The sequence below is a fragment of the Pseudomonas fluorescens genome (genome assembly GCF_902497875.1).
Lineage (GTDB): Bacteria > Pseudomonadota > Gammaproteobacteria > Pseudomonadales > Pseudomonadaceae > Aquipseudomonas > Aquipseudomonas fluorescens_BR.
In genome coordinates, this window is the sequence record NZ_CABVHY010000005.1 from 80804 (window position 1) to 93962 (window position 13159).

Sequence of the window (13159 nt, forward strand, 5' to 3'; positions counted from 1 at the left end):
ACAGGCTGCAACCCTGAGCGGACACTCGTCAACGTCCGTCAGGGTCGAAAGCTGCATGCTCCGCTATTGCAACGGAACATACACATCAGTTTGCCATTGATCCAGCGGTGTCTTGGGATAGGCGCTCAGGTAATTGAAGAATAGCGGCTGGTCACGAAGTTCCTCTCCACTGGCAGGAAGCCAGTCGCGGTAAATCGGATAGATCGTTTCGCCGATGTGATCCGGTGACCCCGCGTGTCGCACCACGACGCAGCGACCGCCAGGAATGACGATCTCGTGCACGCCGAACTCATTCGGCGCCACGGCCTCATGAATCTCGCCGCAGATTGCGAAGCGGAATGCTTGTGGAGGTGTCGTATCGGGGTTGTTATAGGGAATGCCAAAGGTGCGACTCGATGCCTCCGGCGACTGTCCGCTCTGCATGCGCCACTCGATGAACCTGCGCAGGCTCTCACTGACGAGCCCGGCTGGTCCGCAGTGCTCAAGCGCTGCTACCTTGACCTCAGGGAAATCTACGATTCGTACTTGCATGATGATAGTCCTGGAAAAGTGAGGGATTGCGAATACCGCATTCCAGACCTGCCAGTTCGGTTCCTTCCTGAACGCACTCGGCGTCATACCGATCGCCCGCCTGAACGCCCTGCAAAATGCCTCGGGACTTTCAAAGCCAGCACCGAGTGCGGCGTCCAGTACCGAGTAATCCGTGAGGCCGGCTAGGCGATGTGCCGCGCGTCGTAGCCGCATCAGTTGTACATATCGTGAGACAGGCACGCCTACGAACGCTGTGAATTGCCGATGGAAGTGAAACACCGAAAAGTTCGCCACATGGCTCAACGTCTTCACCGACAGGTCACCTTCGAGATTGGCATCAATGTAGGCGAGTACGGCATTGAAGCGTTTTGTGTAAGCGAAGTTGGTCGGCATGTCAGACACTGGGAAAAGGCTCCTGGAAGTACGGTCGGCAATAGAGTCGACTATAGCGGCGTGAACGCGCCTAGCCGCGTTTGCTCAAGTCACGTTTTGGGTTGGCCAATGCGATCTCTTCCAAGGCGATGTAGGTCGGGGGAATCCAGGTGTCCACTTCTGGCCGGGGCTGTGTAACAACGTTTTTGAGTAGGTTTCTCGGTCTGAACGGGAATGAAAACCGCGCTCCTACGAAAATTCCAAGTCAGCTGACTAATCAAATGCGAGCAGATTTTACGTAGCAACGTACACGTCAAAACGGTGTCTGCGTTTTTACACAGCCTCGGTCGATTCCGGTCGGTCGTGACCGGCTGCAATCGACCCATAACTGTCTTTTTCGAACGGCATCTAGGGGCCTTGATGACTGCCTCTGAGACAGCGCAGGGGACGCCATATGATGACTTGTCGTTGACGATGCATGATAGTCATGTCTGGTCCGTAGTTTTCTTGCCACTTGCGATAATGCACATGACACAGCTTGTGAGTACTTCTGTCAGGTGCTTTTCGGTTATCTCCACATCATTCCACTGTGACTGACCGTACAGCATTCCAATGGCTGCATTGGTGATCAGGCCGATCTCACCATCGAGCTTGCCTTTCACTTCGTACTCATCGGCGATAATTGCGCTCAATAGAGACCAGTAGGCATTTTTCAGTTGGTTCGCCTGGTACTTGTGTTCTTCGTTGAGATTCACGAACTCGCGGGTTACCAGGACCAATCGATGCTTTTCATTCAGATTGAAGGTTACGAAGGCGTGGACAAAGCGGCGTACACGTTCAGAGGCGGTCCTGGCGCCTTTCATCCGACGCTTGGTATCGACCAACAAGTCTGACAAGGCTGACTCAATGAGCTCGAACAGCAAGCCTTGTTTGTTTTCGATGTGATGGTACAAGGACCCAGCATGCAGTCCCACGTGGCCCGCCAGATCGCGCAAGCCGATTGCCTGAAAGCCGCGTGTTGCGAAAAGCTCGATTGCGGCGTCAAGAAGTCGGTCGCGAGCGCTGAGTGCCGGATTGGCTAATGCGATGGCTGCAAGCATGGTGGGTCCATCAATGAGGAAAGATGAGCGAGCGATCATTCGGCGTTGGTCAGTCAGATGAGCAGTGGCGGCCCTGGCAGGCCGCCCTGTGGTGAGGGTGGATCAGGCCGGGCTGGTCTCTTGCGGAAGAATCAGTTGTGCGGGGATCCGTTGCCGCGAGCCGCGTGCCACCAAGTAGTAAATCAGGGCAGGTACCGTCAGCCCGATCAGCCATGAAATATCGGTCCCGCCTAAGGTTTCCACCAAAGGACCGGTGTAGAAACTGGTGGCAATGAACGGCATCTGTATCAGCACGCCGAGGACATAGACCGCAATACCCGGCACATTCCAGCGTCCATAGCGGCCATCCGGATCGGAGAGCGCGGGTATGTCATAGCGCTCCTTGGTCACCAGGTAGAAGTCCACCAGGTTGATGGCGCTCCAAGGGGTGAAAAAGGCCAGCAGGAACAGGATGAAGGCGGAAAAATCGTGAAGGAACGAGTGCCTTCCCAGAAGTGCCAGTGCCGTCGCGAGCCCGACCATGACCAGGATGTAGATCATGCGCAAGGTTTTGGAAATTTCCTGGTTCCCGCGAAAGCCGCTGACGATCGTCGCCAACGACATGAAGCTGCCGTAAGCGTTGAGAGTGGTAATGGTCACCTTGCCGAACACAATGCTGAAAAACAGCAGGGAAGCCACGATGCCACTGGCACCCATTCCGACGATGTAGGAAACCTCGTGGCCAGCAAACTGGTCACCTGCCAGGGCCGCGACGAAAACGCCGAAGACCATGGAGATTTGTGTGCCGATGACTGAGCCCAGGCCCACGGCGAGAAAGGTCTTCCAGGCTGAGGTTTTTCGCGGCAGGTAGCGCGAATAGTCCGCTACGTAAGGGCCGAATGCGATCTGCCAAGACGCCGACAATGAGATCGCCAGCAGAAAACTACTCAGTGAAAAGTGTCGGTTGCCGAGCAGCTCACTGATGTCATGGGCTGACAGCAACCGGTAGAACAGATAGAAGAACGACACCACGCCAATCAGGCTCGACAACCGTCCGATCCAATGGATGGTCCGATAGCCCAGCACCGTCAGCACGACGATCATCGCCGCAAAAATGAGAATGCCGGTGGCGTCACTGACGTTGACCAGTTGGCTGATGGCCTGGCCGGCGAGCACCGAGCCGCTGGCCGAAAACCCCACATACATCATGCAGACCAGGACGATGGGGATGACGGCGCCGTAGACCCCGAATTGCACACGACTGGAGATCATTTGCGGCAGGCCCAGCTGCGGGCCTTGGGCAGCGTGCAACGCCATGATCGCGCCGCCCAGCAGTTGCCCGATCAGCAGACCGATCAGCGACCAGAACACATCACCGCCCAACACCACGGCTAGCGCCCCGGTGACGATCGCGGTGACTTGCAGGTTGGCACCGAACCAGAGCGTGAACTGGCTGAGCAGTCGGCCATGGCGCTCCGACTCGGGGATGTAATCGATGGATCGCCGTTCTATATACGTCTTGCGCTGCGCACTTTCTTTGGAGGCGGACATGGCGGTTCCTCTCGGGTGTCGTTGGATACGACAGCCTTCTCAGGGTTGAGACACTAAGGAGGAGGCCTGTAGGACAGGCCCCGGTTTTTCGCTCGGTTAGCGCTGGGCGTCGAGCAGACTTCGCGAAATGATGATTTTCTGCACTTCCGAGGTCCCTTCAAAAATCCGCAGGATGCGTGCGTCGCGCACGTAGCGCTCCAGCGGCAGGTCGCGAATGTAGCCATAGCCGCCATGGAGCTGTAGCGCGGCATCGGTGACGAAGCCGGCACATTCGGCAGCGACCAGTTTCGCGGTCGCCGAATCCAGGCTGAAGCGCTCACCGCTGTCGCGGCGGGCGGCGGCTTTCCAGGTCAGCATGCGGGCCGCTTCCAGCTGCGCGTACATATCGGCGAGGCGCCATTGGGTGCCTTGATAGGCGGCAAGCGGCTTGGGTCCGATCTGCCGTTCGCGGACCCAGTTCAGGCTCGCCTGCAAGGCGGCATTGGCGATGCCCAATGACATGGCTGCCACTTCGACCCGACCGCGGTCGAGCACGGCCATGGCGGTGTTGAAGCCGGCGCCTTCGCTGCCGAGCAATGCCGAATCGGGCAACCAGCAGTCCAGGGCCAGTTCATAGATCGTACTGCCACGCAGTCCCATGGTCTTTTCCGGGCTGGAGAAGCTGATTCCTGCGGTGCCCTGGGGAATCATGAAGGCGCTGATGCCCTTGTGCCCGGCGTCTGCGTCCGTCTTGGCATAGAGCACGATGAAACCGGCCTCGCGGGCGTTGGTGATGTAATGTTTGCTGCCGCGCACTCGCCAACCGCCCTCTTCACGGTGCGCCCGGCAACGCATGTCGGCCGGATTGGAACCGGCTGCCGGCTCGGTCAGGGCGAAGGCGCCGAGCAATTCGCCGCTGGCGGCCCGAGGCAGCCAGTGTTGTTTCTGCGCCTCGGTGCCGCCGATCAGGATCGAATCGGTCGCCAGGAAATGCGCGGTCAAGGCCGATGCAGTCGAGGCACAAGCACCCGCCACGGCTTCAACCACGCGGCTCATGGCCAGGCTGCCAATACCCAGTCCTCCGTATTCCTCTGGCAGGTTGATACTCATGCCACCCAACTCGGCCAAAGCCTGCAGGCTCTCGGCGCAGAAGGTCTCGGTTTCGTCGTAATGTTGGGCGCGTGGTTGGATCACCTCACGGGCAAGTTTTTCGACGGTTTCGACAACGGCCAGTTCGACCAGATCCAATTCAAAGTTCATGGGAGAGCTCCTGTTTGTGCAGTCCGAATGCCTCGTTATCTGCGCCTAAGCGTGGGGCGAGGGTAAGGGTATGGGGTTTGTGACCATTGAAAAAAACCGGTTGCGGCACTAGCGGCTGCGCTGAGCCCTCGGGTCGAATCAGCAGCTGACGGATTTCTGCTTGTTCGCTTTCGGCGGCCTGGGCGAGGTTCCACACTGGGGAGGACGGCACGCCGGCATCGAGCAGGATGTCGCAGACCTGGTCGACGCTCAGCTGGCGCGTCCAGGTTTCGATTTCAGCGCGCAGCGCGGGTTCGTTCAACGTGCGTTGCGGGTCATCGGCAAAGCGCGTGTCGTTGCCCAGCTCAGGCTTGCCCAAGCATTCGCATAAGCGCTGGAACAGCTTGTTGCTCGCCACTGCGATGACCACTTGGCCATCGGCGGCGCGGTAAGTATCAAAGGGTGTAGAAACCGGGTGACGGTTGCCGACCAGTCCCGGCGCTACGCCATTGGCAAAGAGATTGGACAGGCCGGTCATTTGCAGGCTGAACAATACATCGAACATGGCGACGTCGATGTATTGCGCTCCAGGCGCATGCCGCTCGCGAGCGAATAGCGCCGAGCTGATCGCCCAGGCGGCATAAACGCCAGCACATAGATCGCCGATAGCCTCGCCGCTGCGGGTTGGTCCTGTCTCGGCAAAGCCGGTGACGCTCATCAGCCCGGACATCGCCTGGGCGACGATGTCATAGGCTGGGTTGCACGACAGCGGACCGTGCTGGCCGAAGCCAGAAATGCTCGCATAGATCAGCTTGGGGTTGTATTGCTTGAGGGTGTCGAAGTCGATGCCCAGGCGACGTGTTACGCCAGGGCGGAAGTTCTCCACGACGACGTCGGCGTCACGCACCAGTTCATATAAGCGCGCACGTTCGGCGGTGGACTTGAAATCCATCTCGACACTGCGCTTGCCGCGATTGATCAGGCCAAAATAGATGCTTTCGCCATCCTTGAATGGACCCAGGTGGCGGCTGTCATCGCCGTGCCCGGGAACTTCGAATTTGATGACGTCGGCGCCAAGATCCGCGAGCATTGCGGTGCAATGCGGGCCGGCCAATACGCGGCTCAGGTCCAGAACGCGAACGCCCTGTAGCTGCTGTGTAAACGGGCTGCTGGTCATGTTGCAGACTCCTCGAGGGTAGGGTTACGCCTTGCCGATCATCGGCAGGTTGAGGCCTTGTTCATGGGCACAATCAATCGCGATCTGGTAACCAGCATCGGCGTGACGCATAACGCCAGTGGCCGGGTCGTTGTGCAGTACGCGAGCGATACGCTCGGCCGCCTCGTCAGTACCGTCGCAGACAATCACCATGCCCGAGTGCTGGGAGAAGCCCATGCCGACGCCGCCGCCGTGGTGCAGGGAAACCCAGGTCGCGCCGCTGGCGGTGTTGAGCAAGGCATTGAGCAGTGGCCAGTCGGACACGGCATCGGAACCGTCCTGCATGGATTCGGTTTCGCGGTTCGGGCTGGCCACGGAACCGGAGTCCAGGTGGTCGCGACCGATCACGATCGGTGCTGACAACTCACCGCTACGGACCATTTCGTTGAACGCCAGGCCGAGCTTGGTGCGCAGACCCAGACCAACCCAGCAGATACGTGCCGGCAGACCCTGGAAGCTGATGCGCTCGCGCGCCATGTCCAGCCAGTTGTGCAGGTGTGCATCGTCCGGGATCAGCTCTTTGACTTTGGCGTCGGTTTTGTAGATGTCTTCAGCGTTGCCCGACAGTGCAACCCAGCGGAACGGGCCGATGCCACGGCAGAACAGCGGACGAATGTAAGCCGGTACGAAGCCCGGGAAGTCGAATGCGTTTTCCACGCCTTCTTCTTGCGCCATCTGACGGATGTTGTTGCCGTAGTCGAAGGTCGGAACGCCCATCTTCTGGAAGTCGAGCATGGCTTTGACGTGGATGGCCATCGATTGTTTGGCGGCTTTCACCACGGCAGCCGGCTCGGTCTTGGCGCGGGCGCGGTACTCGTCCCAGGTCCAGCCTGCCGGCAGGTAACCGTTGAGCGGATCGTGGGCGCTGGTCTGGTCGGTGACCATGTCCGGGCGCACGCCGCGCTTGACCAGTTCTGGAAGGATTTCAGCGGCGTTGCCGAGCAGGGCGATGGAAATCGCTTGGCCTTCAGCGGTGTACCTGGCGATACGGGCCAGCGCGTCGTCGAGGTCAATGGCCTGTTCGTCGACGTAACGGCTGCTCAGGCGGAAGTCGATACGGCTCTGCTGGCATTCGATGTTCAGCGAGCAAGTGCCGGCCAGGGTAGCGGCCAGAGGCTGAGCGCCGCCCATGCCACCGAGGCCTGCGGTCAGGACCCAACGACCTTTCAGGTCATCGTTGTAGTGTTGGCGACCGGCTTCGACGAAGGTTTCGTAGGTGCCCTGAACGATGCCCTGGCTGCCGATGTAGATCCAGCTGCCGGCAGTCATCTGGCCGTACATGGCCAGGCCTTTGGCATCCAGTTCGTTGAAGTGTTCCCAGCTTGCCCAATGAGGCACCAGGTTGGAGTTGGCGATCAGTACGCGCGGAGCGTTGCTGTGAGTCTTGAACACGCCGACCGGCTTGCCGGATTGCACCAGCAGGGTCTCGTCGTCATTCAGGTTGGTCAGGCTTTCGACGATCTTGTCGTAGCATTCCCAGTTACGCGCGGCACGCCCGATGCCACCGTAGACCACTAGTTCTTTTGGGTTCTCGGCGACTTCCGGGTCGAGGTTGTTCATCAACATGCGTAGCGGCGCTTCGGTCAACCAGCTCTTGGCGGTCAACTGGTTGCCGCGGGCGGCGCGAATTTCGACATCGCGCAGGCGGGTGGTCTTGGCGATCATGGTCATCTCCTCATTCAGTGGCTAGCGGGTTGGCAGCCGCAGCTTGTGATGTACATATATGCTTATACCAACCTGTATGTACAAGTGAATGCAAGCGAAGGGCCAAAACAGGTTTTGTTGACGTAGAGAAAAATTTAAAAACTGAAAAAATAGATTTATTTCAATGACTTGAGATTTTCGTCAAGAAGATGGCAAAGAGAGGCTGCTTGAAAATCATGTTGCAACTTTGTAAATGTTTTTTGAGAGGATGGGCATTGCGTAACACTTTTGTGCGCGTGTTACGCTGATGTGTCACCTTTCTGCCACTCAGGGCGGTGGCAGTATCAGCGTCAGCAGAATGTCTGCAAGGCAGGCTTATCGAGCGGCAGGCGGGGGCCGCTCGCCTCGTGATTCAATTGCCGAATTTACCTTCCAGGCGATAACGCGAGCCGGGATAAACCAGGCGTGCGCAACCGACCTGACCCTTTGCCGCCCACGTACGACGGCGAATCAACAGGCACGGTTCATAGCGCTTGATGTGCAACAGTTTGCACTCCGCGGATTTGGCATGGATGGACTCGACCACATGTTCGCCTTCGGTTAATGGCGCCAACTGGATCAGATAGGCGTAAGGCGTGACCTTGGTAAAGTCCTGCTGCAGATAGGCGGGTGCCACTTCGGCATTGACGAAGCGCTCTTCGATCTGCACCGGTACATCATTCTCGTGGTGCACCACAACCGAGTGAAACACGCGCTTGACCCCTTCGAGCGGGAAGGGCATTGAAGCACGGGCACGTTCGGGCATTTCTTCGAGCACGATCACTTCACAGCGATGCTCATGACCCCGGGCAGCAATTTCTTCGGCGATATTGTGGATCTCGAACAGTGCTGCATGTCCCTTGGGCTCGGCCACAAAGGTACCCACTCCCTGCATGCGCACCAACGAGCCCTCGATGGTCAGCTCTCGCAGGGCGCGGTTGATGGTCATGCGACTCACCCCCAGCAAATTCAGCAGTTCACTTTCAGAGGGGAGCTTGGAATTGGGCAGCCAGGCACCGGAGCGAATCTTCTGCATGATGATTTGCTTGACCCGTGCATACAGGGGGGAGGGGCTCTCGAGAGAGAAGGATTCGAGGGACGCATTATCCTCAATAGATTTGGGCACATTAATTCCTGATATTAAAATGAATTACTCCGACAAGCCTGGAGCGCAGTTTACTCTGCCGCCAGGGATACGCCTATGTAGGGGAATGGATCGAAGGATAGATGGGCGCCGTTGTGCAACGAACAGCCTTTTGAAAGCTTTTAACTCCCACGATACAGCGCGTTACGGCCATGTAACCGATTCATGGAATCGTTTTTGGAGTTTTTTCGAGCGGGTTTTCAGTGACCGGTTCTGGCCGATTGTTGCCCGTCACGAAGGGAGGATCCCGGCGCTTGGCAGTCATTCGCTCACGCTACGTTAACCGACAGTAGGTTGCGGTCGGTTTCGGCAACGTCGTGTGGCGGGTGACGCCCGTGACCACCATCGAAGGAATGGTGATGAGACGGACGTTTACGTCAGGGTAAATCGAACACAAACGTTGAATAATGTCGGTCTTCGAACCTATGCAAACCCGAGGAACGACAGAATAAACAGGACGATCACAACTGCCCCGACGATGTAGACGATGTTGTTCATGAAATCCACCTCTCAACCTGAACAGGATGGCGACACGAGGGTGTTACACCTACAAGGTACTGCACCTTTGCTCGCGAATTCCATTCGGCGACACACGGCCATTCAGCCGGCGCTGGTGACGCCACGCCAACGCTTGCAACTGAAACACTGGCGAAACATTCGGGCCGTATGATTCGCGTCAACGGAAACCGAGGGTGCTAAAGATGAATCGGCCATCAAGAAGCTTGCGCAAACTGCTCGACTCCGTCGCCGCCAACAACGAGGTCGCGGCCCTGGACGTTATGCGAGCAGCTGAGCAGCTCGACGATGAGGTATTGCGCCAACGGTTGCTCAACCTGATTCACCGGCTCAATCAGGACGCCAATGACTTGCGATTGGCCCGCGACAACATCCAGGGCGGAGCCATCAAACTCGCGTGACCGGCCGCCAGCGACCCAGGCTCGATCTGCCGATTTAGCTCCCCTGATTGAAAAAAGCCGTCAGCGTGGACGTTACCGCGGGTACGCCGGTCGCTATCGCGGGGAGCTCGACGGGGAAGTCGGGAGTGTGGTTCATTGCGGACGGTAGGGTGGTTCAATCTTCCGGTAAATTGTTGAATATTTTTTCCAATGTCGCGTTCAGCTTGGTGATCTGGGCTTCGGTCAGGCCTTTGAAGCTGGTGCGGAAAATATCGCTGGTGCCGTGCTGGATTTCTTCGATGGTCTGGCGGCCAACATCGGTCAGCGAGACCTGAGTGACTCGGCCGTCGCTGGCGCTGGTGTTGGTTTCCACCAGGCCGTCGGCTTTCATGCGGTAGACGATCTTGGTGATGGTCGAGAGCTTGGCGATGGCATGGATGGAGATTTCCGAAATGCTCGACTCGCCGTTCTCCTTGAGGATGAACAGGATCCGCCAGCGCGGGATGTCCATGTCGATTTTCTTCAGCGCTTTCTCCATGGCCATGGAGTAGCGTCCGTGCAGGCGAGCCAACCAGTAGAAGGGAAACTCTTCCTTCTTGAAGTCCTCGCTGGCGGGATTGTATCGGCTCAGGCGCTTTTTCGGGGTGGTCATAAAGGTTCGCGTAGTCTTTCTGATGAAGTGGGGTTATAGAGGCTTGAGCGCGCGCTGTCGACTGCGGCTGCAAAGGGTTCACCAGGCAAGTGGAGCGGCGGGTGTCATTGTCGCGCCGCCCGCCGCAAAAAACCAGCAGGCACGCCGGGAACGGCGTGCCGTGGGGGGCGTCAGGCCAGACCCTCCTGCTTGAGGCTCTCGCGATAGTGCCTGCAGCCCTTGATCAGCAAGAAAAGGGTGAGGGCGATCGCGAAGGCATTGAGCACCGAAATCGACGAGCCGACCATGGCCGGGCTCTGGAACAGCCGATCGGTCAGCAGGGCGACCAGCGTGGTGCCTAGACCCAGGCCGATCAGGTTGGAAATCAGCAGGAACAACGCCGAAATCTGCGCCCGCATCTGGTTCGGCGGCAAGATCTGCATGGCCGCGGTCGAGGCTGGCATAGGGAAGGAGGCGAAGAACATGGCGGGTGCCAACAGTGCCACGGACATCCACAGCTCGATGACCTGGGTGAATGCAATCGCCGGCACGGCCATGCCGATGGCTCCGATGACTCCGGCGCGGATCGGCGCATCGCTATAGCCTTTCTTCGCCAGCCAGTCGATCAGCCAGCCGCCGCAAAAGACCCCACTGGTATTGGCCAGCAATACCACGATCCCAAGCATGTAGCCGGTGTCGCTGGGGGCCAGGCCGAACTTGCGCATGTAGAAGGCCGGGGTCCAGCTGAGCATGCAGAATAGCGTCATCGCGTAGAACGAAAACCCCAGGTAATGGCAGAAGAACGTCTTGCGGTGCACCGACAGGAAGGTGAACGCCTGCTTCATGCTGGGTGTGTGGACCTTGCCGGCGGCATCCAGCTTCAAGCCCTTGCGGGCCGGATCGCGGATGGTCAGGGCGATCAGCAGGGCAACCAACACGCCCGGCAGGCCGACCAGAAAGAACGTCACCTGCCAGGGCCGCATCTCGCCCAGCAGCGGCACGATCACACTGTCGAGGTGCTTGAGCTGGTCGATCACATAGCCGCCGATCAGAAAGGCCACGCCGCCGCCGATAAACGAACCGATGGAGTAGATCGCCACAGCGCGCCCGAGTTTTTCCCGGGGGAACATATCGCTGAGCATCGAGTAGGTGGCCGGCGAGAGTGCCGCCTCGCCGATCCCGACCCCAATGCGCGCCATGAACATCTGCAGGAAGTTCTTGCTCAGGCCGCACAGGGCCGTCGCCAGGCTCCAGAACGCGACACCGATGGCGATGACTTTCGGCCGGGAGAATCTATCCGCCAGCAGTGCGATGGGCATGCCCATAAAGGCGTAAAACAGCGAAAAGGCCAATCCATGCAGCAGGCTGAACTGGGTGTCTGAAAGCTGCATGTCGTGTTTGATCGGCTCGATCATCAACGCCAGGATCTGACGATCGATAAACGAAAAAATGTAGGCAAGCATACAAACGGCAACGACATACCATTCGTAGGCATAGCTTTTTCGGGTGACCTCGGTCGGTGTTTTGCTGGTCATGCTGTTTGGCCCCTTCAGGGATGGCAATCAGGCGGTCGGCGGCAGCGGGTCCTTGCAGTTGAGTGGAACGGTGACGCCGGCGTAACCTGAGTGCCTTGCCTGGTACGTTTATTTGGTTTTGTTATGCGTTCCAAGTTGCCAATTGCTTGGCTTGCGTGTGTTGCCCGACCTTTTTAAGCCCTTGTTTGTCCTGACTCTATGCGCCAGGCGCAGAGGCTGTTCCGCGCGTGCAGAAAGCGTTTCGATGGCGTGAAAATTGCTTTCCATTTCCACTAAATTCCCGATGTGCGCAACGACATCCTTTTTGAGGCATTGACATGCTCGATACCCGCTCTTCGCTACGTCACCATTGCCTCTTGAGTTCGGCCGGTTTCGGCGAGGTCAAGGACCGGGTCAGCCATTACCTGTGGCCCCATCAGATGAAAATGCAGCAGGGCGGCTCCCTGCAATCGCAGCTCTATGGGGTGTTCTTCGGCAGCTCGGCCTTGTTCGATCTGCACTATGGCGCACCAGTGGAAATCGATGCCGGCGATATCACCAACTACTACCTGATCCGGGTCACCCTCGAAGGTAGCGGCATGGTCAGCCTGGGCAAGCAGAACGCCATCCTGCGCAAGGGCGGGCTGACCATTTCATCGCCTTCCGAGCGCAGCTTTATTCGTATCGACAAGGACTGCCGTAACTTGATCCTGCGGGTCGATCGCGAAGCCCTGGAGCGCCAGTTGCAAGTGTTGCTCAACCGGCGTTTGCGCCAGCCGCTGGTCTTTGATATCCAGGTTGATTCCGACCACCACGGCATGGCCACGGTGCGCACCACCCTGGACTACATCTGTCAGTTGTATAGCGAGGCGAGCCAGACGCTGCTCACCTCGGTCATGGGCGGTAGCCTGTCGGATTACTTGCTGTCGGTGCTGTTGACCCAGTTGCCGCACAACTACTCCGTCGACCTGCTGGAAGATCAGCGCCAGCCGATGCCCCATCATGTCAAGAAGGCTCGCGACTATATCGAGCAGCATCTGGCCGAACCCATTGCCCTGGCGAGCCTGGCGCAGTTCTGCGATGTGTCCATCCGGACCTTGCAGAACGGCTTCGCCCGCTTTCTTCAGCAAACCCCCAGCGACTATGTCCGTACCCGCCGCCTGGCGCTGGTACACCTGGCCTTGCAGCAGGCCGGGCCGGCCGACAGCGTGACGGACATCCTGCTTCGTCACGGCGTCAGCAGCTTCGGTCATTTCGCCACGCAGTACCGCAAGCAATACGGTTGCTTGCCGTCCGCCACCCTGCGGCGCCAGGCCTGATACTT

The 13159-nt window shown here is 58.4% G+C and carries 11 protein-coding genes; 2 read left to right on the forward strand and 9 right to left on the reverse strand.

Going from position 1 to position 13159, the window contains the following annotated elements; all coding sequences use genetic code 11:
• Positions 1–63 precede the first annotated feature (63 nt).
• The 7 genes from F8N85_RS06220 to hutC all read right to left on the reverse strand — a co-directional run bounded on the left by F8N85_RS06220 (position 64) and on the right by hutC (position 8776).
• Positions 64–933 (reverse strand): AraC family transcriptional regulator, encoded by an 870-nt coding sequence (locus tag F8N85_RS06220; protein ID WP_150802785.1) that lies wholly within the window; start codon positions 931–933, stop codon positions 64–66.
• A gap of 455 nt (positions 934–1388) precedes the next feature.
• Entirely contained in the window at positions 1389–2003 is a 615-nt protein-coding gene (locus F8N85_RS06225) for a TetR/AcrR family transcriptional regulator (RefSeq protein ID WP_150802786.1), read from the reverse strand.
• A 102-nt stretch (positions 2004–2105) separates the two neighbouring features.
• Positions 2106–3533: a purine-cytosine permease family protein gene (locus F8N85_RS06230; protein WP_093425600.1), complete on the reverse strand. Its 1428-nt coding sequence runs from the start codon at positions 3531–3533 to the stop codon at positions 2106–2108.
• Between the two features lie 96 nt (positions 3534–3629).
• Positions 3630–4772: an acyl-CoA dehydrogenase family protein gene (locus tag F8N85_RS06235; protein ID WP_150802787.1), complete on the reverse strand. Its 1143-nt coding sequence runs from the start codon at positions 4770–4772 to the stop codon at positions 3630–3632.
• Positions 4762–5928 (reverse strand): CaiB/BaiF CoA transferase family protein, encoded by a 1167-nt coding sequence (locus F8N85_RS06240; protein WP_150802788.1) that lies wholly within the window; start codon positions 5926–5928, stop codon positions 4762–4764. Before F8N85_RS06240 ends, F8N85_RS06235 begins: the two co-directional genes overlap by 11 nt.
• A 24-nt stretch (positions 5929–5952) precedes the next feature.
• On the reverse strand, positions 5953–7632 hold the full coding sequence (gene hutU / locus F8N85_RS06245) for a urocanate hydratase (RefSeq protein WP_150802789.1): 1680 nt from the start codon (positions 7630–7632) through the stop codon (positions 5953–5955).
• A gap of 391 nt (positions 7633–8023) precedes the next feature.
• Positions 8024–8776 carry a histidine utilization repressor gene (gene hutC / locus F8N85_RS06250; protein WP_093425609.1) on the reverse strand — a complete coding sequence of 251 codons (753 nt, stop codon included), beginning with the start codon at positions 8774–8776 and terminating at the stop codon, positions 8024–8026.
• Between the two features lie 719 nt (positions 8777–9495).
• Here hutC and F8N85_RS06255 point away from each other — a divergent pair.
• Positions 9496–9711, forward strand: coding sequence for a hypothetical protein (locus F8N85_RS06255; RefSeq protein ID WP_150802790.1), 216 nt, complete (start codon positions 9496–9498; stop codon positions 9709–9711).
• A 154-nt stretch (positions 9712–9865) separates the two neighbouring features.
• On the opposite strand, the gene F8N85_RS06260 is transcribed toward F8N85_RS06255, so the two are convergent.
• Positions 9866–10342 carry a MarR family winged helix-turn-helix transcriptional regulator gene (locus tag F8N85_RS06260; protein WP_150802791.1) on the reverse strand — a complete coding sequence of 159 codons (477 nt, stop codon included), beginning with the start codon at positions 10340–10342 and terminating at the stop codon, positions 9866–9868.
• A gap of 170 nt (positions 10343–10512) precedes the next feature.
• Entirely contained in the window at positions 10513–11856 is a 1344-nt protein-coding gene (locus F8N85_RS06265; RefSeq protein ID WP_224795653.1) for a spinster family MFS transporter, read from the reverse strand.
• Between the two features lie 317 nt (positions 11857–12173).
• Here F8N85_RS06265 and F8N85_RS06270 point away from each other — a divergent pair, with 317 nt between their 5' ends.
• Positions 12174–13154, forward strand: a complete 981-nt coding sequence (locus F8N85_RS06270; protein WP_150802792.1) for a helix-turn-helix domain-containing protein — start codon at positions 12174–12176, stop codon at positions 13152–13154.
• Positions 13155–13159: the final 5 nt, after the last annotated feature.